The organism is Streptomyces malaysiensis subsp. malaysiensis (genome assembly GCF_040653035.1).
Lineage (GTDB): Bacteria > Actinomycetota > Actinomycetes > Streptomycetales > Streptomycetaceae > Streptomyces > Streptomyces malaysiensis.
In genome coordinates this window covers 24370-44780 of record NZ_JBEZNG010000043.1, presented here as the reverse complement: position 1 = coordinate 44780, position 20411 = coordinate 24370, and the positions used below count along the sequence as shown (strand labels likewise).

Annotated in this window: 14 protein-coding genes and 1 pseudogene; 7 read left to right on the top strand and 8 right to left on the bottom strand. The window is 71.0% G+C overall.

What is annotated here, in order from left to right; all coding sequences use genetic code 11:
- Nucleotides 1-2: 2 nt before the first annotated feature.
- A complete protein-coding gene (locus tag AB0E24_RS42700; RefSeq protein ID WP_359385193.1) occupies nucleotides 3-1322 on the bottom strand; it encodes an MFS transporter in 1320 nt (439 codons plus the stop codon).
- 143 nt (nucleotides 1323-1465) lie between these two features.
- Between AB0E24_RS42700 and AB0E24_RS42695 the strand changes: the two genes are divergently transcribed.
- From AB0E24_RS42695 to AB0E24_RS42685, 3 genes are all read left to right on the top strand, one after another.
- Complete coding sequence (locus AB0E24_RS42695) at nucleotides 1466-2353, top strand: dihydrodipicolinate synthase family protein (RefSeq protein ID WP_093703613.1); 888 nt, start codon at nucleotides 1466-1468, stop codon at nucleotides 2351-2353.
- A gap of 74 nt (nucleotides 2354-2427) precedes the next feature.
- The gene (locus AB0E24_RS42690) at nucleotides 2428-3126 is read left to right on the top strand and encodes a GntR family transcriptional regulator (RefSeq protein WP_202544023.1); all 699 of its coding nucleotides are present in this window, start codon (nucleotides 2428-2430) and stop codon (nucleotides 3124-3126) included.
- Between the two features lie 975 nt (nucleotides 3127-4101).
- Nucleotides 4102-5286, top strand: coding sequence for a beta-ketoacyl-[acyl-carrier-protein] synthase family protein (locus tag AB0E24_RS42685; protein ID WP_359385190.1), 1185 nt, complete (start codon nucleotides 4102-4104; stop codon nucleotides 5284-5286).
- Nucleotides 5287-5409: 123 nt separating this feature from the next.
- On the opposite strand, the gene AB0E24_RS42680 is transcribed toward AB0E24_RS42685, so the two are convergent.
- Nucleotides 5410-7584, bottom strand: coding sequence for a SpoIIE family protein phosphatase (locus tag AB0E24_RS42680; protein WP_359385188.1), 2175 nt, complete (start codon nucleotides 7582-7584; stop codon nucleotides 5410-5412).
- Nucleotides 7585-7773: 189 nt separating this feature from the next.
- Nucleotides 7774-8025: pseudogene (locus tag AB0E24_RS42675) on the bottom strand (IS110 family transposase); the annotation flags it as partial.
- Nucleotides 8026-8254: 229 nt separating this feature from the next.
- On the opposite strand from AB0E24_RS42675, the gene AB0E24_RS42670 reads away from it, so the two are divergent.
- Nucleotides 8255-11686, top strand: coding sequence for a protein kinase domain-containing protein (locus tag AB0E24_RS42670; protein ID WP_359385187.1), 3432 nt, complete (start codon nucleotides 8255-8257; stop codon nucleotides 11684-11686).
- A 203-nt stretch (nucleotides 11687-11889) separates the two neighbouring features.
- On the opposite strand, the gene AB0E24_RS42665 is transcribed toward AB0E24_RS42670, so the two are convergent.
- From AB0E24_RS42665 to AB0E24_RS42645, 5 genes are all read right to left on the bottom strand, one after another.
- Complete coding sequence (locus AB0E24_RS42665; RefSeq protein ID WP_079255691.1) at nucleotides 11890-12246, bottom strand: Rieske (2Fe-2S) protein; 357 nt, start codon at nucleotides 12244-12246, stop codon at nucleotides 11890-11892.
- Nucleotides 12247-12248: 2 nt separating this feature from the next.
- Nucleotides 12249-13517, bottom strand: coding sequence for an NAD(P)/FAD-dependent oxidoreductase (locus AB0E24_RS42660; protein ID WP_359385185.1), 1269 nt, complete (start codon nucleotides 13515-13517; stop codon nucleotides 12249-12251).
- A 3-nt stretch (nucleotides 13518-13520) separates the two neighbouring features.
- The gene (locus tag AB0E24_RS42655; protein WP_359385183.1) at nucleotides 13521-13871 is read right to left on the bottom strand and encodes a Rieske (2Fe-2S) protein; all 351 of its coding nucleotides are present in this window, start codon (nucleotides 13869-13871) and stop codon (nucleotides 13521-13523) included.
- A gap of 112 nt (nucleotides 13872-13983) precedes the next feature.
- Nucleotides 13984-14709: an iron-containing redox enzyme family protein gene (locus AB0E24_RS42650; RefSeq protein WP_069871021.1), complete on the bottom strand. Its 726-nt coding sequence runs from the start codon at nucleotides 14707-14709 to the stop codon at nucleotides 13984-13986.
- Between the two features lie 136 nt (nucleotides 14710-14845).
- The gene (locus tag AB0E24_RS42645) at nucleotides 14846-16378 is read right to left on the bottom strand and encodes a hypothetical protein (RefSeq protein ID WP_359385181.1); all 1533 of its coding nucleotides are present in this window, start codon (nucleotides 16376-16378) and stop codon (nucleotides 14846-14848) included.
- 344 nt (nucleotides 16379-16722) lie between these two features.
- Between AB0E24_RS42645 and AB0E24_RS42640 the strand changes: the two genes are divergently transcribed.
- The 3 genes from AB0E24_RS42640 to AB0E24_RS42630 are packed head-to-tail and all read left to right on the top strand — an operon-like array spanning nucleotide 16723 to nucleotide 20211.
- Nucleotides 16723-18357, top strand: coding sequence for a gamma-glutamyltransferase family protein (locus tag AB0E24_RS42640; RefSeq protein WP_359385180.1), 1635 nt, complete (start codon nucleotides 16723-16725; stop codon nucleotides 18355-18357).
- Nucleotides 18350-18817: a RidA family protein gene (locus AB0E24_RS42635; protein WP_359385178.1), complete on the top strand. Its 468-nt coding sequence runs from the start codon at nucleotides 18350-18352 to the stop codon at nucleotides 18815-18817. The genes AB0E24_RS42640 and AB0E24_RS42635 overlap by 8 nt, the downstream gene beginning before the upstream one ends.
- Nucleotides 18814-20211, top strand: a complete 1398-nt coding sequence (locus tag AB0E24_RS42630; RefSeq protein ID WP_359385176.1) for an MFS transporter — start codon at nucleotides 18814-18816, stop codon at nucleotides 20209-20211. The genes AB0E24_RS42635 and AB0E24_RS42630 overlap by 4 nt, the downstream gene beginning before the upstream one ends.
- Nucleotides 20212-20411: the final 200 nt, after the last annotated feature.

Here is a 20411-nt window from a genome sequence, read left to right as displayed (position 1 = left end):
GGTCAGGTCCTTTCGAGGGCGGCCGGCGCGGCGGGCCCGGGGCTGTGGACATTGGCTTCGCCCGCACCCAGGCGGGTGGCGGCGAGGCTGGAGATGACGGCGACGCCGACGCAGTAGGCGACAAGCCAGGACCAGTGGCCGCCGCCGGCGGACAGCAGTGCGGCCCCGATGAGCGGGGAGAGTCCGCCGCCGAAGGTGGCGCCGAACTGCTGGGTGACGGACAGTCCGGTGTAGCGGACGTTGACGGGGTAGAGGTTGGAGAACAGAGCGCCCTGGGCGCCGTACATGGCGCCATGGCCGACGCCGAGTCCGAGGGTCATACCCACGGCGTAGCCCCAGAACTGGCCCGTTTCCATGAGGAGGAAGAACGGGACCGCGAGGGCGGCCTGGAAGAGGGCTCCGGCGATGTAGACCTTGCGCCGGCCGATGCGGTCGGAGAGGGCTCCGAAGAAGGGCAGGGTGCAGCACTCGACGGCGCAGGCAATGAGGACGGCCAGGAGGACGGGGCCCTTGGCGAGGTCGAGTTCGGTGGTGACGTAGGTGATGGCCACCACGTAGTAGATGTTGAACAGGCCGCTTTCCGCGATCTTGGCGAGGATGGAGAAGAGGACCGTTGCGGGGCGCCGGGTCAGGACCTCCTTCACCGGCAGGCTCTGCACTTCCCGGTCCTCGCGCATCTTGACGAACTGGGGACTTTCGGTGACGTGCAGGCGCATCCAGATGCCGACCGCGATGAGGAGGATGCTGGCCAGGAAGGGCAGGCGCCAGGCCCAGGAGTCATAGGTACCGGCCGGCAGCGTCGCATCGAGGGCGGCGACGAGGCCGACGGGGATCAGGACGCCGGCCGGGGTTCCGATATGGACCAGTGAAGTGAAGAAGCCCTGACGCGAGGAGGGGCTGTACTCCAGCGCCATGAGTACTCCGCCGCCGTATTCCCCGCCCATTCCCAGGCCCTGCACGAGACGGATGAGCACGAGCAGGAGTGGGGCGGCGATGCCGATGCTGTCATAAGAGGGGATGAGGCCGATGGCGAAGGTGCCGAGTCCCATCATGAGCATGGTGATGATCAGAACGTTCTTACGGCCGAGGCGGTCGCCGAAGTGCCCGAACAGGACGCCGCCGAGCGGACGGGCCGCGTAGCCGACGAAGTACGTGGCGAAGGCGGCAAGGGTGCCGATCAGGGGTGAGGCATCGGGGAAGAAGATCTTGTCGAAGACGAGCGCGGCGGTGGTGGCGTACAACGTGAAGTCGTAGTACTCGACCGTGGTGCCCAGGGCGCTGGCGGTGACGACTTTGCGCAGGGCCCCGGGATCGGACGACACGGCGAGCCTTGCCCCGGCTTCAGATGACGAGGCGGTGACCGTGTCCGGAAAGTGAAGTTCTCCACCATGGGAACCCGTGCTAACATCTGATGCATCAGACATTACATCCGCAGAGTTGGTGCGGCAATACCCCAGGAGGCAACGTGAAGGACATCCGGCTCGAAGGGATGATCTCCACCGTCGTCACCCCCTTCGACGCACAGGACGAAGTCGACCTCGACCTCCTGCGCGGCGAGGTCAAGTACCTCCTCGACCAGGGCGTAACGGCCATCTGCGCCTGCGGCAGCACCGGTGAAGGCCAGACCCTGTCACTGGAGGAGAGCGCCGCGATCTGCGCGACGGTCGTTGACGAGGTCGCCGGCCGCGTCCCCGTGATCGGTGGTGTCATCCAGAACTCCACCGCCCAGGCCAAGCGCTACTCTCTCGCGCTCAAGAACGCGGGCGTCGACGCCCTCCAGGTCACGCCTGTCCACTACGTCTTCGCCCCCTCCCCCGAGGAGACCGTCGCTCACTACCGCGAGATCGGCGAGGTCACCGATCTGCCGATCATCCTCTACAACGTCGTCCCCTGGGCGCTGGTCCCCGTCGACACCATCGAGCTCCTGCGCGACGTCCCCCAGGTCGTCGCCGTCAAGCAGTCCGGCGGAGACATCCACCTGCTGGCCGACCTGTTGCACCGGATGCGGGACCGGTTCACCGTGCTCGCCGCACTCGACGACCTGCACTACCCGGCCTTCGTCATGGGCGCACACGGCGCCCTGGCCGCCATACCGACCGTGACGCCGCGCCTCAGCGTCGAACTGTGGGAAGCCGTCCAGGCGGGCGACCATACGAAGGCGCTCGAGCTGCACGAGCGGATTCTCACCGTGTGGCGGGCCATCGACGCCCCCAACCTGCCGGCCACCCTCAAGGCGGCTCTCGAGCTCCAGGGCCGCCGCCCCGGTCTGCCGCGCCGCCCCTTCCACCCAGCCACCGCTGACGAGAAGGAGCGCATCAGGACGGCACTCAAGAAGGCTAATCTGATCGATTAGATGCTGCATCCAACGTGCCGCTACGGCGCGGGCCGCAGCTTTCAGCGTCTGTTGGACAGAAGGGCACACTTTCCATGACCACACCGTCCGTCCATCACCGTCGCGGCAGGACCACGCTGGTCGTGGAGCGGATCTCCGAGCAGCTCTACTCGATCCTGTGCGAGCGGATCACCTCAGGCGAGTACGCTCCCGGATCCCGGCTGGACCCGCAGGCCATCGCGAGTGAGTTCGGCGTGTCACGTACGCCCGTGCGTGACACGCTGGCACGGCTGGAACACGACCGACTGGTCGAGACCCGACCCCGCTCGGGGACGTTCGTCACACGCCCCACGCGTCAGGACGTCCATGAGGTGTGCCAGCTGCGCAAGGGACTTGAGTGGCTCGCTACCGGAGTCGCGGCCGAGACCATGCCGCTCGAGCAGATCGCCGATCTGCGCAACGAAGCGGTCAACGCACTACGCGCCGCGGAGCAGGGCGACTACGAGCCCTTCTTCGCATCCGACACGCGCATTCACCACGACATCGTGGCCACCACCGGCAATAGTCGACTCATCACCGCCCGGGAATCCGTCGAGCCGTTCGTCTACTGGCTCCGAGTCCTGGGGGCCACCGGCCCCCATCGCCTGGCCGGCTCCACCCACCGCCACCTCGAAATCCTGGACGCGATGGCCGCCCGGAACCCCGCCGCCGCGCAAGAGGCAGCGGCGATCCACCTCACCGAAGTCGAGGAATGGACCCTGGCCGACATGGCCTCACACGACATCGTCACCTGACTCCTCCGAGGCCCCAGTTGAACAGGGCGGCATCACCCCACAGCAACCCGAGCACCCTCGGTACCGTGCCGCACCACGCGGCCAAGGCCGCCGCCACCTCACCGAGGACCGCCTGAACAGCGAACTCGCCCGTACCACGTTCCAGTGCCGCCTGTTCGCCCAACGGCTGCCTCCGGCGCCTTCGCCGACATACAGATCGATCCCGCGGACGACAACCGGCCCACGGGCCCCGACCCGACATCCGGCACACCACTGTTCCCCCGGGACCGGTCCTGGTCTTCGCCGGCGGCAACTCCCCCTCGCCTTCCGCGTCATGGGCGGTGACAGCGTCAGCGCGTTGGCCCCAGGCTGCCCCGTGGTCGGCTTCGCCCTCGATGATCTGGAGTACGCGGGCGCCGCTCCCGCCGCCATCAGGGCACGTGCGGCAACGATTGCGGTCAGCCGCGAGAGTTCCGGGTGTCCGGGGTGGGCCTTGACCGGCGCCGATGCCCTGCACGAGCCCCGCGTCAAGGCCGCGGCTTTCACCGGCTCCACGCAGGGCGGACGACACCTGCGACTGCACTAGTCCTACCAAACAGCTGTCACCCTCGCATCGCTCCCGATATGGATGTGACGCTCGAAGACACCCCCTACGGCCATAGCCGGCATCGGCCACGATCACCGGCACTGAGCGAGCCGGGTATCTCCGCGGCTAACGCCTCCGGACGCGGGCGGACCTCGTCCATCTCCTCAGGTGTCACACCTGACAGGGCATCAGGCCATTCCCGGCGACGCGATGTGCTTCATCTCATACACATCGAAACTCGCCCGAGTTGCGTAGATCACAGGAGAAATATCCGTTTAAGTGCATTCTCGATGCGAATGGTGACGCCCTGAGCGGGGTGGCGAAGGCACCGACTTGAGGGCGAACCGCCGAGGTGACCTACGTCATAGCGCTCATGGCATTTCGTAGTTCTGTGTAGAGAGGTGTGAATTTTGACCGCTTACCTGTGCCCTCCTGCGGTGATACACGGTGAGAACGCCGTCGAGACCAGCCAGATCCTGGCGGAAGTGCGTGTCCGACACCCCGAGGCGCCGTGGCTGTCGCGGATCGACAGCATCGCCGCCAGCACAGGCATCACGTCCCGCAGGTGGATGGTGCCGTTGGAGACCGCTGTCGCGCCCACCAGCGGGAGCGGTCTGCGCACCCCCGGCCCCGTATCGGCCCGGGAGGCCCTGGCCCTCGACGGATTCACCGAGCAGGACGTGGAACGCGTGATCGCCGCGCTGGAAGCGATACCTGCGCCTCAGACCGTCGAAGAGCGCACCGCGCCGGCCTGGGCGGCCGTGCGGGCGTACGGCGAGCGAGCCGCACGCGGAGCCTTGCAGATCGCCGGACTGGACCCCGCCGACGTCGACTGTCTGATCACCAGCAATTCCACCACACCGGCTTTGCCGGGCCTGGACGTGGCACTGGCCAACCGACTCCCGCTGCACAGTGACACGCTGCTCCTCCCGGCCACGCAGTGGGCCTGCATCGCCGGGACCCGGGGCCTGGCACTGGCAGCCGATCTGGTGGCCGACGATCCGGACCGGGTCGTCCTGGTCGTTATATCCGAGGCGCTGAGCACCACCTACCAGCCCGCGGACGACAGCCTGGAGTCCTTGATCGTCCGCCTGCTGTTCGCCGACACCGCGGTCGCAGCCGTGGTCACCGGCCGCCGTCGTCCGGAGTCCGTACTGCGACTGGACGCGGCCTGGCACCACACCCTGCCCGGCACCCAGGACCTGCACCGGCTGGAGACGCGCGCCGACGGCACGCACTTCGTGATGGACCGGCGCGGGCCGCGCGCCGTGCAGGACACGGTCACCGCGATGTGGGAGTGGCTGCGCCTGCGCCACCAGGACGATGGCCACCCCTGGCATCCCGATCTGCTGCTCGCGCACCCTGGCGGGACCCGGGTGCTGGAGTACATGGAGCAGACCATGCCCGACGCATGGCCGGCTGGGCTCCTGGCTCACAGCCGGGACAGCTACACCAGCGGAAACCGCGGCGGAGCCGCCGTCTTCGATATCCTGCGGCGCGCGCACGACGCCGGCCAGCAGGCAGGGAGCCGCACGGTGCTGTACGCGGCGGCGCCGGGGCTCACGGCCACGGCCGTGGATGGGGAGTGGCTGTAGCCCGTGCGGGAAGCGGCTGGGGCGAGCGCCTCGTGCGCGCGCCGTAGCGTTGCGTGACCCGGCGCCCCGGCCGGGCGCGCCGGTCACCGTGCCGAGTCGGGCGCCACGGCAACGCCCGTGCCGCTACCGCGCCAGTTCCGCCCAGACGACCTTGCCGGCGTCGGTCCACCGCACCCCCCAACGCACGGTGAGCTTGTGGACGACGCGCAAGCCGCGCCCCCTGTCGTCGAACGGGCCACCGCGCCGCAGCCGCGGCCGGCCGTTGCCGGTGTCGCCCACTTCGCACAGCAGGCCCTGACCGGTCCTGATCAGCCGCACGCTGACGGGCCCGGTGGCGAACCGCACGGCATTGGTGACCAGCTCGCTGATCAGCAGCAGGGCGCTGTCACGGGTGTCCTCCCTGACGCTCCACTTCCGTAGGAGCGCCGACGCCGACGCGCGGGCGCGGGCGGGTGCGTCGTCGCGGGCGGGCAGGCACCAGGCCGCGGTGTCCCGCTCGCGGCGGCCGGTCATACGGGCGAGCAGCAGCGTCACATCGTCGCGCTGGCGGCCCGGCGGAGCCAGCTCGGTGACCACCCGCCGCGCGGCCCGTTGCAGGTCGTCCCACGGATGCACCTGGCTCACCGCCCGCCGCAGCATGCCGACGCGCTCGTCGATGGCGACCGCGGGATCCTCCACCAGGCCGTCAGTGTAGAGGGCGAGCAGCGAGCCCGGGGGCGCATCGAATGTGTGCACATCAAACGGTTCCCGCAGGGCGAATTCGGCACCCAGACCGGGGTGGGGGTTCACCGTCAGCGTCTCGGCGGTCGCGTCGGGCAGGACGAGGACCGGCGGGAGGTGGCCCGCGCTGGACACCACCACCTGGTGGTTGACCGGATCGTATACCGCGATGCAGCACGTCGAGCCCAGCGCGCTGTAGCCGGTCGCCAGGCCGGCCTCCGCGTCGTCCAGCATCGTGACGGTCTCGTCCAGGAGCCCCAGCACCTCGTCGGGCGCCAGCCCCGCCGAGAGCAGTGCCCGGGCCTCCATGCTGACCTGGCCCATCGCCGCGGCCGCGCCCAAGCCGTGCCCGACGACGTCGCCGACCACGAGTGCGGTGCGGCCACCGGGCAGCGGAAAGCTGTTCACCCAGTCCCCGCCGACGCCCGCGCTGTCAGGTGTGGTGGGCTGGTAGACGGTGGCGACCTCAATGGTGTCATCCCGGCCCCGCGGCAGCAGTCGACGCTGCAACGCCAGCACCTGGGCGTGCTCGCGCTGATGCTGACGGGCCAGATCGACGTGGTGGGCCGTCCTGGCCACCAATTCCTGAAGGTCGAGGAGCTCGCTGTCGTGGAAGGGGCGGTCCGGCCGCCGCCACACCTCCACCACGCCCAGTACGACGGCCGGCTTGCCCTCGGAACCGTCCAGGACCAGCGGTACGCACGCCACACTCACCGGCCGGTCGGTCGGCACCAGAGCGCTCACCAGCCGTGGACCGTCGAGCGCGCGCTCGATCGTCTCGCGGTCGGGAATGACGATGGCCTGCGCGACGTCGTCGCGCCTGACCGCGGTGGACATCAGACGGGCGGCCCCACGGGGAAGGTCGTCGCCGGGCGTCACGTAGCCCGCGGGCCACACCCGGTCCGGTACCAGGGCGGCGCGCCTCAGCCGAATACGCCCCTGGGCCTGCTCGATGACGGCCTCGCCGGACCATACGGCGTAGTCGAGGTCGACGGCGACCACGTCTCCCCAGGCCAACAGGGACTGCGCCAGGGACTGCGCGGTCTCGCCGATGTCCAGCGACGTCCCGATCGCGGTCTCGGACGCGTACAGATGCAGCCTCTTGGCCATCGCGATCAGGGAGACGGTGAGGCCCTCCTGAGGTGTTGCGGCCGGCAGGATGCTCATGGAGACGACGAGCTCCGAGCCGTCGTCCCGGCGCAGGCGCTGGACGCGGGCGACATGCGCCTCACCCGTCTCGATGACTTGCCGCAGCCGGCGCGTCACCGTCGGTACGTCCCCGGGAGGCAACAGATCGACGAAGGCGGTCCCGGGCTCCACAGGCAGTCCCTCGAACGCCGGGACGTCCAGGTTGCCGCGAGTGATGCGCAGATCCCGGTCCAGATTGACAGCGCCGAGGATCTGCTCCTGGGCGTCGCTGGGGCGTCCGGGGCAGTGGGCCGTGATGTCGCTCGGGTCGTCCTCCGATCGCGCGGAGCTGTCGGCAGCGTTCGATCCGCGCTGCCGGATGTAGTCCCGCAAGGCGCGACCGACCAGGTCGAACGACGACGAGGACGAGGGGTATGACGGTGAGTCCATTCGGTTCTTCCAGCTCACTGGCCGACCCGGCACACGTTCGCAGACATGCCCGAATCCATGCGATGAAGCTCCGAGATCCGACCACGCACTCTCATTGCATAACACCCTCCCTCATTTCCGCAAAGCCGACCGCACAGCGAACGCGAGCGGTAGCCGCGAGTGCCGACCGGACACATCTTGGGCCCGGCCTCGGCCCCAGACTGCGTCCTGCCGGGCCCGGGCTAGCACGGCGATGGCCGGTACGAGCTCGGAGTCCGCGGGCAGGGGCCGGTGGGCGGCCATGTCGGTTCGCGGAAGGTTCGCCGGTACCGCGGCATCGACGGCGTCGGACTTCTTCCGGGCGACAGAGTGACGGTCGCGATGGCGTGCGACCGCGAGCAGGTTGATCGCGAAGACCGCGCTCGACACTTCGAACATTGTTCGACCCGTCCGGACGGCCGACCACGGCAGTTCCACCGGGTTGGGTCCGGGCGCGTAGGCGGGTAGCCGCGGCGGGCGTCTCGGCGAAGGACTGAACGGCGCGCTCCCGCACCTCCGCGGTGAGCCTGAGACATCGACACCAGGATCGACGACGTCACATACTGACCCTCGTCGAAATCTGACAGGGGGCCTTGTGCGTCCGGGCCTTCCAGGACGGCGACTTCTGCCGCACTCACGATGAGGAATCGCAGTGAACGCATCTACGTCGCCGACCGTTTGGATGACCGGCGAGACCGTCGACGGCCGGTACCGGGTGATCGGCGAGCTTGGCCGGGGCGGGATGGGCATCGTGCACCGGGTACGGCATCTCGCCTGGGGCATCGACATGGCGGTGAAGAGTTCACGGCCCGAGCTGTTCCGGAGCCCCGGCGATCAGGAGCTGTTCGTCGGGGAGGCCGAGGCGTGGGTGTCCCTCGGGCTCCATCCGAACGTCTGCGCCTGCCATTACGTGCGGGTGATCGACGGTGTCCCCCGCGTGTTCGCCGAGTACGTCGACGGCGGCAGCCTGGCCGAGTGGATCGGCGACGGGCGGCTCCACGCCGGGGACGCGCGGCAGGCCCTCGCCCGTGTTCTCGACACGGCGGTCCAAGCGGCCCGTGGGCTCGAGCACGCCCATCGCAGAGACCTGGTGCACCTGGACGTGAAGCCGGCCAACATTCTGCTCGACGGCACGGGCACCGCGAAGATCACCGACTTCGGTCTCGCCCGGTCCAAGGCCACCACGGCCCCGGGTGACGTGACCCTCCAAGTGGCGCCGGGTGTCAGCGTGTTGGTGGCGGCCGGCGGCATGACGGTCGGCTACGCGTCCCCGGAGCAGCTCGCGGGCGAGCCCGTCGGGCGGCGCAGCGATGTCTACAGTTTCGCGGTCTCGGTCCTGGAGATGTTCACCGGCGGTGTGCATTGGGCGGCTGGTTCGGTCGCGGGTCTCGCGCTGGAGGACTACCTGGCCGATCCCTCGAATCCACTCGCGGCGCCACCGGAAGTCGCCCACCTGCTCCGGCGCTGCCTGCGGCAGCACCCGGCCCACCGGCCGCCCTCGATGGCGGACATCGCGGATGTACTGACCGGGATCTACGAGCAGGCGACCGGCTCGGCGTATCCGCGTCCCACGTCGCAGGCCGCCGATCTGCGTGCCGACGAGTTCAACAACCGTGGCCTCTCGCTCCTCGACCTGGACCGGGCCGCGGACGCCGAGCATGCCTTCGACCAGGCGCTCGCGGTCGACCCGCACCACGTCGGGGCCGTGTACAACGGTGGCCTGTTCCGGTGGCGTAGGGGGGCGATCACCGATGGGGAACTCGTCGCCCGGTTGGAGGCGATCCCGCGCGGCTCCGGCGCGTCCTCCTGGCAGGTGCAACTGCTTCTGGCCCGAGTCCACCTCGAACGCGGCGACCTCGCGGCGGCACGCGGCCTGCTCGACGCCCTCGCCCGTGAACGGCCCGACGACACCGACGTACGGGCGGCGCTGCGGGTGGCGGCCTCCGGGACCGTGGCCGATGCCCGCCACACCGGCACCCGCGAATTCCGCGAGCCGTTCGCGCTGCCGTTCGCGCCGGTGAAACTGCTCGCCCGGCACGAGGTGATGGGCTACCTGCCGATCCGGTTCGCTCCCGACGGACGCCTCGCGCTGAGCGGCCACTGGGACGGCGTGCTCCGGCTGTGGGACACGGCGACCCGCGCACAGCGGTTGGCGGTCAAGGGCCACCGCACGCAGGTGCTCGGGGTCGACCTCACCCCTGACGGCTCGTACGCACTGTCCACGAGCCGCGACGGCACGGTGCAGTTCTGGGATCTCAGGGCGGGCAGGTGTACCCGCGTCATCCGCTCCGCCGCACGCGCCACGGGGTGCCCGGTCAGGTTGAGCGCCGACGGTCGCATCGGGGTGTGGCAGGGTGTGGACGGGCGCGTCCAGGTCTGGGAACCGCGGACCGGAACCTGCCGGTGGTTGCTCGGGGAAGCGTTCAAGGGCAACCACCTGGACGGCTCGCAGTACGAGGTGAGCGCCGACGGGCGCCATGTGCTCACCGCCGAGGAGGACGGGGCGCGGCTGTGGAGCGTGGCCGATGGCCGGTGCCAGGTGCTGGCCGCCGGCTCGGCGGCGCATGCGCTGTGTTTCAGTCCCGACGGACGGATGGTCGCGGTGGCCTGCGAGGACCGGGTGATCCGGTTGTGGGATGTGGGAGACGGCCGGCAGGTCCGTACGATGCGTGCGTTGACGGGACTGACCGCCGCGGCCAGTCACCTGGCCTTCGGCGACGGTGGGCGGCTGCTGCTGTCGGGAACGACCGGCGACCACACCGTTCAGCTCTGGGAGCTGAACAGCGGCCGGTGTCTGCGGACCTTCACCACCCACGCGTACGGAATGCACCACGTCGGATTCGAGGACGGCGACGACCGGTTCGGCTGCACCGTCGGCGGACATCCCGAACTGCCCATGCATCGCTGGCGGTTGCCCCATACCGAATACGCCGCCGAGCCGCACGTGTTCAAGCCGCGCGAGTACGCGGAGGTCAGCCGGCTCGGCGGACTGGCCGAGGAACTGCTCGCCGACGCACGCCAGGCGATGTCGAACGGCCGACACCGGTCAGCCCTCACCCTGCTGACCCGCGCACGGGAGATACCGGGATACGAGCGCGCGCCCCAGGTCCTGGCCGCCTGGCACGAACTGGGCCGCTCGGCGCGCCACGTACGGCTGCGCTCCGCCTGGTCGCGGCCGCTGGACGCCGGCCATCTCTCCTACGGAGCCATCACGGCGATCGGTGTCGCCGCGGGTGTCCGGCTCGCCGCCAGCGGGCAGAGCGACGGCACGGTACGGATCTGGGATCTGGACAGCGGCGCGTGCACGCGTGTCCTCGACGATCACCCGGGCAGGGTCGGCGGGGTGGCGTTGAGCGACGACGGCCGGCACGTCCTGTGCGAGGGCACCAAGCCACTCGCGATCATTCGGCGGCGACTGGCAGACGGCGAGTGCCGTCGGCTGACTCCGGACTGGGACATGAGGCGGACCATCCTGTTCACCGGCGACGGAAGGTACGCCTGGCTCGGCGGCGGCGACGGTGTCCTGCGCCGATGGGACCTGGACGACGACCGCTGCGTCACGACGATCACCCGGAACGGCCCGGTCAACGTGATCTCCACGTCCGCGGACGGACGGCTCGCGGCGGTCGGCGACAGCAACGGCGTGGTCCGGCTGCGGGATCTCGACACCGGAGCCTGCCTGCGGACCTGGACCGGCCCCGGGGAACCGATCCTGTCGGCGTGTTTGAGCGCCGACGGCCGCCTGGCCATGTCCACACACCAGGTCATGTCCTCGGGCGCCGAGGACGAACCGATCCGGCTGTGGGACGCCGGTTCCGGGCGGTCCGTACGCGAGTTCGCGGGGCACGAGGGCTGGGTCTCCGCCGTGCGGTTCACACCCGACGCCCGGTTCGCCTTCTCGGCCGGCCACGACAGATCCGTACGGATGTGGGAGGTCGCCACCGGCCGATGTCTGCACGTGCTCGAAGGGCACCAACAACGCATCCGGCACCTCGAACTCACCCCCGACCTGCGCAACTTGGTCTCGGCGGGAGACGACGGCATCCGGCTCTGGGAGCTCGACTGGGAGCTGGCGGCCGACTGAGCGGACCTCAACGGCACGTACGTCAACGGCGAGCAGAACTGAACGCCGTAGCGGTGATCTCTGCTCGGATACTCCTCGGGCCCCGCTACCGCGGGCAGCCCGGCGGCCGGAAGGGCGGCGCGCCCGGTCGGGGCGCTGGGTCCGCGGACCGGGACGTGCTTGTGGCGTACGCGGCCGGTGGTGCCGGGACACCGGCCGCACCGTCAGCCCTCCAGGCCCCCGACCAGGATCTCGCCGTTCTCCTCGCGGACCGGGTACACCTTGATCGGCTTGAGGGCCGGCGGGGACAGCGGCTCGCCGGTGTCCCAGTCGAAGATGCTGCCGTGGCACGAGCACATCAGGCCGTCCTCGGTGACCTTGCCCGCGGAGAGGTGGCAGGCCAGGTGGGTGCAGTAGTTGGCGCTGACGTACACGCGGCCCTCGAAGCGGGACACCGCGAGTTCCAGGTCGTCGACGAAGAAGCGGCGTACGACGCCCTCCGGGACCTGCCCGGAGCGGGCCACCCTCACATACTCCACGGCCCTCTCCCCCTCCCTCTCCAAGGTCGTCTCGCTCTCCATGGTCAGTTCCCTCCCGACGGGGCGGCCTCCGCGGCCTCCAGTGACTCGTCCATGAGGTCCATCAGGTCCACGTCCTCGTCCGCCAATCGCCGTGGATCGGGGGCCGCCTGACGCGCGATCAGCTCCTTCGCCGCGTATACGTCGCCGCCGCGCTCGGCCGTGAAGGCCGCCCGCAGCACGCCGCCGGCGAGGTAGAAGGCGATGAAGTCGCTCTCGGCGACCGAGCCACGCACGACGAGGCGGTCCCAGCCGTGGGCGTCGCCGCAGTGCTGGAGGTTGAGGCCGAACTGGTCGGACCAGAACCAGTGCGGGTCGTCGTACACCACCGGCCTGCCGAGGATGTTCTTGGCCGCGGCCATGGACTGCTTGTTGGCGTTGTCGAAGTGCTCGACGCGCAGCCAGCGGTCATAGAGCGGGTGGCGGTGGTTGGCCACGTCGCCGGCGGCGTAGACGCCCTCGATGCTGGTGCGGCAGTGCTCGTCGACCAGCACGCCGTTGGAGACGGAGATCCCGGAGGCGCGCGCGACGTCCGTGTTCGGCTGCGCGCCGACAGCGATGACGACCGCGTCGCCCGTCACCTCGAGCCCGCCGTCCGTGCGCACCACGACGCCGTCGGCGGTGGTCCGTACCGAACTGACGGCCTGCCCGGTGTGCAGCTCCACCCCGTTCGCCCGCTGGAGGTCCGCGCAGAACTGCCCCATCTCGGCGCCCAGCACCCGCTCCAGCGGTACCGCCGCCTGCTCGATGACCACCGGTGTGACGCCGCGGGCCACCGCGGTCGAGGCCACCTCCGAGCCGACGAAGCCGGCGCCGACGATGACGAGCCGGCCACCGGGCCGCAGCAGCTCGCGCAGCCGCAGGGCGTCGTCGAGACCGCGGAGGTGGATGACCCGGTCGTCGTCCCCGGGTACGCCGGGCAGCCGCCGGGCGCGGGCGCCGGTGGCGAGCAGCACGCGGTCGGCGGGCACCAGGGAGCCGTCCTCGAGCTCCACCACGCGGGTCGCGGTGTCGACGCGCCGGGCGGGGGCGCCGAGGCGCAGGTCGATGTCGTTGTCGCGGCACCACTGCGCGGAGAGCAGCTCGGCGTCGGCGGGCTCCTGGGAGCCGGCGAGCAGCTCCTTGCTCAGCGGCGGCCGCTGGTACGGGGTGTGCGCCTCGTCGCCGATGAGCGTGAGGGATCCGGTGAAGCCGCGCCGGCGCAGGGTGCGGGCGGCCACGGCGGCGGTCTGTCCTGCGCCGACGACGGCGACGCTGCGGGGGCTGTCGGACATGGCTTACTCCTGGACGAGCGGGGCGGGGGCGAGCGGGGCGGGAGTGAGGGCGTCGGCGCGGACCTGGACGCGGCCGGCCTCGATCCGTACCGGATAGCCGGGCTGGCACTCCTCGCGGTCGTCGGCCTGCCCGGTGCGCAGGTCGAAAGCCCACTGGTGGCCGGGGCAGATGACCCGGCCGTGCAGCACGGTGCCGCGGGAGAGGGGACGGCCCTTGTGCACACAGGCGTCGGCGAAGGCGTACACCTCACCGTCGGCGTAGAACAGCGCGATGGGGGTCTCGCCCACGGTCACCAGCTTCTTACGGCGCCTGCCGAGATCGGCGAGTTCGGCGACGTCCACCCAGTCGGACATGGGTTTCCTCCGGATCGTTCGAATGCGACAGCGTCGGGCACGACAGCTGTGAAGAGGAAAGGGCGGCGGCCGGCGTTCCCGGCCGCCGCCATTCCTGCCTGCTGCCGTCGCTTTACGCGACCGCCGCGGCGTTCTCCAGATCCGGCCGTACGTAGTGGTCGTACAGCGCCGCGGTGTACGCGAAGCGCATTTCCGCGCCCCAGCGCACGAACTGGAGGCAGCGCTGCTGTAGCTGCGGGGTGTCGGCGTGGTCGAGGACGATCTGGTATCCCCGCTCGCCATGCACCACGTCCGAGGTGATGTGCAGCTCGAAGAACTCGATCTCGTCCTCGGTGAAGCCGTACGTCTCACGCAGCGGGATGATCTGCTTCTTGTAGATGCTCGGCACCTGCGACTCCAGGCCGACCACCAGGGCGGCGGTGGCGACCACGAAGTGCTCGCGCATGGCGACCGCGTAGCACCACGACTGGAGACCGCGGGTGACCGCGTTCATGTTGCTCGGGTCCTCGATGCGCTCCCGGGTGGTGCCGCACGCCTCCGCGAAACGGATGAGGAGGTCGGTGTGGCGGATGTCCGCGATTTCCTCCTCGTACATGTTCTGGAGGGTGAAGTCCTTGGCGTTGGTGAATTCGTCCGGGGTGTTTCCGTAGACGTAGCCGAGGTAGTCCGCGAACGGACCCACGTAGTGGTAGTGGTTCTCCGCCCAGCGGGCGAAGTGCTCTCGCTTGAGCTGACCTTCCGCCCATGCCTTGCTGAAGGAGGCGTTCTTCGCCTCGCGGCCTTTGATGGCCTCTTCGAGCGCGCTGCGGAGTGCATCCCGAGAGAGAAGTTCGGTCATGTTGCGGCGTCCTTTCCGCGTTCCGTGTAGCTACAAGCTAGGTGGCGCGCGTGGAGGATTGGATGGCGTTTGTGCACAGGTCCGAGGGCGATCTCTGTGCAGGGTGCCGTGTCGTCAGAAACAGCTCACGACAGCGTCAGAACAGCAGCGTCGACAGCGCCGTGGCCGCCGCGAGGCCCACCAGGACGGGCACGAAGAGATGCCGTACGAGTTCCTGCACCGGCACCCGGGCCACGCCCGCGACCGCCAGCAGCGAGGACCAGGCGATGAGCGTGCCGCCGCCGGTCCACACCGAGCCCATCTGGCCGACGGCGGCCAGCGTCGCCGGGTCGGTGTGCGCGGCCGGGCCGAGCGCGCCGGAGAGCGACCCGGTGAGCGGCAGGCCGGCGAAGCCGGAGCCCTCCAGGCCGGTGATCATGCCGATGATGAGGATGGCGAAGCCGAGGATGAAGCCATTGGCCGGGATGTAGTGGTCGACGGACTGCACCAGGTCGAACAGCAGCGACGGGGGCTTGGACTCCTGCGTGCCGGTGATCTGCGAGATGAAGTCGGCGTTGCCCAGGAAGAAGAAGCCGGCGATCGGGATCACGACGCCCATCGCCTTGAACGCGAACACCAGGCCGTCCACGACGTGCCCCGCGGCGCTGGTCAGCCCGTGGGCGCCGTCGCGGGCGAAGACCGTGGCGAACAGCAGCAGCATCGCCACGCCGCCGACCAGCCCGGTGGAGTCGTTGCTCTCCACCTCGGGGACCACGCCGGTGAACTTGCCCAGCAGCATGTAGCCGACGAGCACCGCGAAGGCCAGCGGCACCAGGACGGCGAAGACCTGCGAGCGCCGCACATGCCCCTCCCCCACCGCGTCGTCGCCGTCGCCCTCACCGGGCGGGGCGAGCACCGTGGTGCCGGCGCCGGAGGCGTCGCCCCCGGCCGAGCCCGAGCCACCCGAGCCCGAGCCACCCGCGGTGGCGGCACGCGCCGCCCTGGCCGTCACGACGCCCTTGCTGAAGCCCCGGTCGCCCGCCGAGCCCAGCTGCATCTCGAGCGGTACCTCCGTCGACTCCGACCTCCAGCGCAGCTCGTTCTCGTCGCTGACGGTGCCGAAGCCGCGCCGGCCGCGGAAGTAGACGAACACCAGCGCCACGATGCCCACGATCAGCGACAGCATCATGGCCCGGTCCGCGACCGAGCCGGTGTCCGTCCCGGCCGCCTTCGCGGACAGGCCGGGCGCGACCTGGATCACGTAGTCGCTGGAGAGCGCCATCCCCTGGCCTGCGATGGCCATCACCGCGGCACCGCTCATCGCCGGCAGCCCGGCACGTATCGCCGCGGGCAGCAGCAGCGCCCCGATCAGCGGGACGGCCGGGGTCGGCCAGAAGAAGAGGCTGATGAAGTACGTGGCGGCCGCGATGGTCAGGAAGGCCATGCGGCCGTTGCGCATCAGCGCGCGGAACGGCCGCACCATGCGCCGCTCCGCGCCCATGGCGCGCAGGCCGCCGAGCAGGGCCGTGATGATCGCGATGATCAGGAAGATGGAGAACAATTCGCCTGCGGCGGTCAGGCTCGCGCCAAAGATCGCGGCCAACCCTTTGATCAGGTTGCCGCTGTAGAACCAAGCCGTCAAGAAGGTCGCGATGACGGCCGGTACGACAACGTTCCGGCGAGCGATCATCACGGCGATGATGACGACTACCCCCGCTAGATAAGTCCAGTGCGCAGCAGTGAGGTCCACATCCGCACTCCCTACCCGGCGCCCGGCTGTACGGGGCCGACGTCCAATAGTTGACGGGCATGCTGGCGAGACGTACCGCGGGTCCCCAGGGAGACGATGCACATTGTCCGGCAGATTATTTGTGCAGAGTGCGTGCCGGAAGGGGCCAGTGTTTTTGCGGTATTTCCCGCGAGGCACCAGAGGGTTTCCAGCGGTGCGAAATGTGCACGGTGCCCAGCCCGTCTCATCACCCGAGGTCACTCTGCACATGGCCCCCCGCGGACGGGCTGGCGGATACTCCGGGCATGTTCGAGTCGCAGACGTACGCCGCCTCGCCGCGGGACAGCGCTCCCCGGCGCGCCCCGGTGCTGTCCGCCGGCGGCATGGCCGCCTCCGCCCACCCCGCCGTCACGTTCGCCGGCGCCGCCGTCCTCGCCGACGGCGGCAACGCCGTGGACGCCGCCCTCGCCATGGCCGCCCAATCCTGGATCGCGCTGCCCGGCCAGTGCGGCGTCGGCGGCGACGCCTTCGCGGTGGTCCGGGAGCCGGACGGCCGGGTGTGGACGGTGTGCGGCAGCGGCTACGGGCCGGACGGCGGCGACCACGCCTTCTATACGGACCGGGGCCTGACCGCCGTGCCGGCGACCGGCCCGCTGTCCGTCGCCGTCCCCGGCGTGCCGGCCGCGCTCGCCGCGCTGCACGTCGAGAGCGGTTCGCGGGAGCTGCCCGCGCTGTGGGAGCGGGCGGCGCGCACGGCGGAGGAGGGCCTGCCCTGCACCGCGAAGACCCGCGGCGACATCGCGGACACGGTGATGGCGCTCAGGGCCGATGTGGGGGCCGCCCGGGCGCTGCTGCCCGGGAACCGGCTGCCGGAGGTCGGACAGCGGCTGCCGCAGCCGGACCTCGCGCGGACGATCCGGGAGCTGGCCGCCGATCCGGCCGGCTTCTACACCGGCGCCTTCGCCGAGCGCGCCGTCGCCGCGCTCAAGGACGCGGGCGCGCCGTTCAGCGGCGAGGAGTGGGCGCTGTGCGGCGATGTCACGCCGCAGCCCGCGGTTACCGGGAGCTACGCGGGCCGCACCGTCCACCAGACGCCGCCGCCCTCCCCCGGCTGGATGGTGGTGCAGCAGGCGGCGCTCTGCGACGGCCGCCTCGCCGACCTGGAGTGGCTCGGCGCGGAGGCCGTGCACCTGCTGGCCTCCGCCGCGCGGCTGGCCTTCGCCGAGCGGGTGGAGCGCTGCGGCAGCGACAGCGGGACCTGGCGGGAGTCGCTCACGCCCGAGGCGGTCGAAGTGGCCCGCAAGCGGATCTCCCTCGGCGACATCCCCCGCGGGTACGCACGCGCCGCCGACGGCGACACCACCTCCATGGTCGCGGTGGACGCCGAGGGCCGCGCCGTGAGCCTCATCCACTCCCTCGCCTTCACCTTCGGCTCGAAGACGACGCTCCCCGGCACGGGCGTGCTCCTCAACAACCGGCTCGGCCGCGGCGCGTACCTCATCCCCGGCCACCCCAACGGGGTCAAGCCCCGGCGCCGCCCGCTGCACACCCTCAACGCGTGGCTCGTGACGAACGCCGCCGGCGAGCTGGAGCACGTCGGCAACACGCCGGGCGGCGACGGCCAGGTGCAGTGGAACACCCAGATGCTCTCCCACCTTCTCGACCACGGCCTCGACCCGCAGGCCGCGGTGGACGCCCCCCGCTTCACCGTCCACCCCGGCAGCGATGCCGACGTCCTCGGCCGGCCCGACGAGCTGCGCTGCGAGGCCCGGCTCGGCGGCAGCGTGCTGGACGCGCTGCGCGCCCGCGGGCACGCCGTACGGGAGAGCGGCGCCTGGGACGCCGGCGGCAGCGGCATGGTGATCTCGGCGGACGCCGGGAGCGGCTGCCTGCTCGGCGGCGCGGACTCGCGGCAGGACGGGGTGGCGCTCGGTGTCTGACACGGCTCCCCGCCCGCAGGGCGACTACCGGGCCGCCGTCGTGGAGGGCGGCCTGGCGATGAGCGCCGGGATGACGCCGCGGGTCGACGGCCGGCTCACGGTCACCGGCGTCGTCGGCCTCGACATCGCCCTGTCGGCGGCGCAGGAGGCGGCGGGCCTCGCGGCCCGCAACGCGGTCACGGCGATCGCCGTCGAGCTGGGCGGCGCCCCCGGCCGGATACGCCGGCTGCTGCGTATGACGGTGTATGTGGCCTGCGCGGACGGCTTCCACGAGCTGTCGAAGGTCGCCGACGGGGCGTCCGCGGGTCTGCGCGCGGTGCTGCCGGACGCGGCGCTCCCCGTACGGTCCGCCATCGGCGTCCGCTCACTGCCCGGCGGCGCGCCGGTCGAGGTCGAGCTCACGGCGGCGGTGGACGGTAACGGCGCACCATCGCAAGCGCCCTTCGGCACACGCCCGTGAACGCCGCCCGCTGGGGGCTGCTCCCGCTGCTCACCGCGACGCTCACCACGACGATGGCCAACACCGTCGTCAACGTCCCCATGACGTCGATCCTCGCCGAGCTGCACGCGCCGCTCAGCCGCGGCGTCCTCGTCGCCACCGCCTTCCCGGTGACGCTGGCCGCGCTGATGCCGCTCTCCGGCTGGCTCGGCGACCGGTTCGGGCACCGGCGGGTGCTGTCCGCGGCCATGCTGTGCATGGTCGTCGGCGCGGCGGGCGCGGCGCTGGCGCCGAATCTGCCGGTGCTGGTGGCCTTCCGGATGGTGCAGGGGCTGGCCGCGGCGCCCGTGCTGCCGGGGGTGATGGTGCTGGTGGTGCAGGTCCTCGGCGAGGAGCGGCGCGGCCGGGCGATGTCGCTGTGGGCCGCCGCGAACGGCGCCGGGCAGGCGCTCGGCCCGACGACGGGCGGACTGCTGTCGGAGCTCTTCGGCTGGCGGGCGGTGTTCTGGCAGATCGTGCCGCTGGCCGCGCTGGTGGTGCTGGGTGGACGGCTGCTGCTCCCCGCCGACGACCGGACGGTGCCCCGTCTGCGGCTGGACTGGTCGGGTGCGCTGACGATCACCGGTGCCGCCGCGCTGTTCCTGGTGTCGATGTCGGCCGTGCCCTCGCAGGGGGTGGGCGCGCCCGTGGTGTGGGGGACGGCCTTGGCCGGGCTGCTCGCACTGGTCGCGTTCGTCCTTGTCGAGCGCGGGCGGCCCGCGGCGTTCCTGCGTCCTCGTCAGCTGTTGGAGCTGCGTTATCTGCGGTCGTCGGCTGCCGCCGGGACGCAGATGTTCGCGCTGGGGGCGATGCTGCTGGCTACGCCCGCGTACCTTGTCGGCACCCTGGGGATGGCGGAGTCCACCACGGGGGTGGCCGTGCTGGCGCTGCCGCTCGCCATGGTGGGCCTGGCTACGCCTGCCGGACGGGCCACCGAGCGCTTCGGTGGGCGGCCGGTGATGTGCTGCGGCCTGCTGGCGCTGGTCACCGCGCTGGTGCTGCTCGCCGTCGCGACCGGGCTGCGTGCGGGCCCCGTACCGGTGGTGGCCTCACTGTTCCTGGCCGGCGCGGGCGTCGCGTTCGTCCAGACCCCCGCGGCCACGGGCGCCTCCCGCTCCAGATCCGGCCGCACGGGCGCGGGCCTGGGCCTGTTCAGCACAACCCGCTTCGGCGCGAGCGCTTTGGGCGCGGCGTGCGTGGCCCTGCTGGGCACATCGCCACCAGCGCTGGTCCGTGTCTACCTCACCTGCGCCGCTCTGACGGCAGCGGCAGCACTCTTCGCCACCCCGAAGACAGGCGGCACCACCCCGTCCGCGGGCAATCGGCCCGCCGGAGGGGCGATGGACATCAAGGCTGTGGGCAACCGGTCCACTTGAGGAGCGGGTAGCGCCCAAGGCTGTGGGTACGGCAGGGGTCGCCCAGGCTTTGGGCGCAGCGGCGCCCAGGGCGGTGGGCAAACGGGTCCGCCCGGGGGGCCGGAACGGGTGGGCATGGCCTCCGGCGGCCGCCAACATTCCCGGCACCGGGACTGACCGTGGCGCACACAACCGGCGGGCGGGCAAAGAGGCCCACGAGC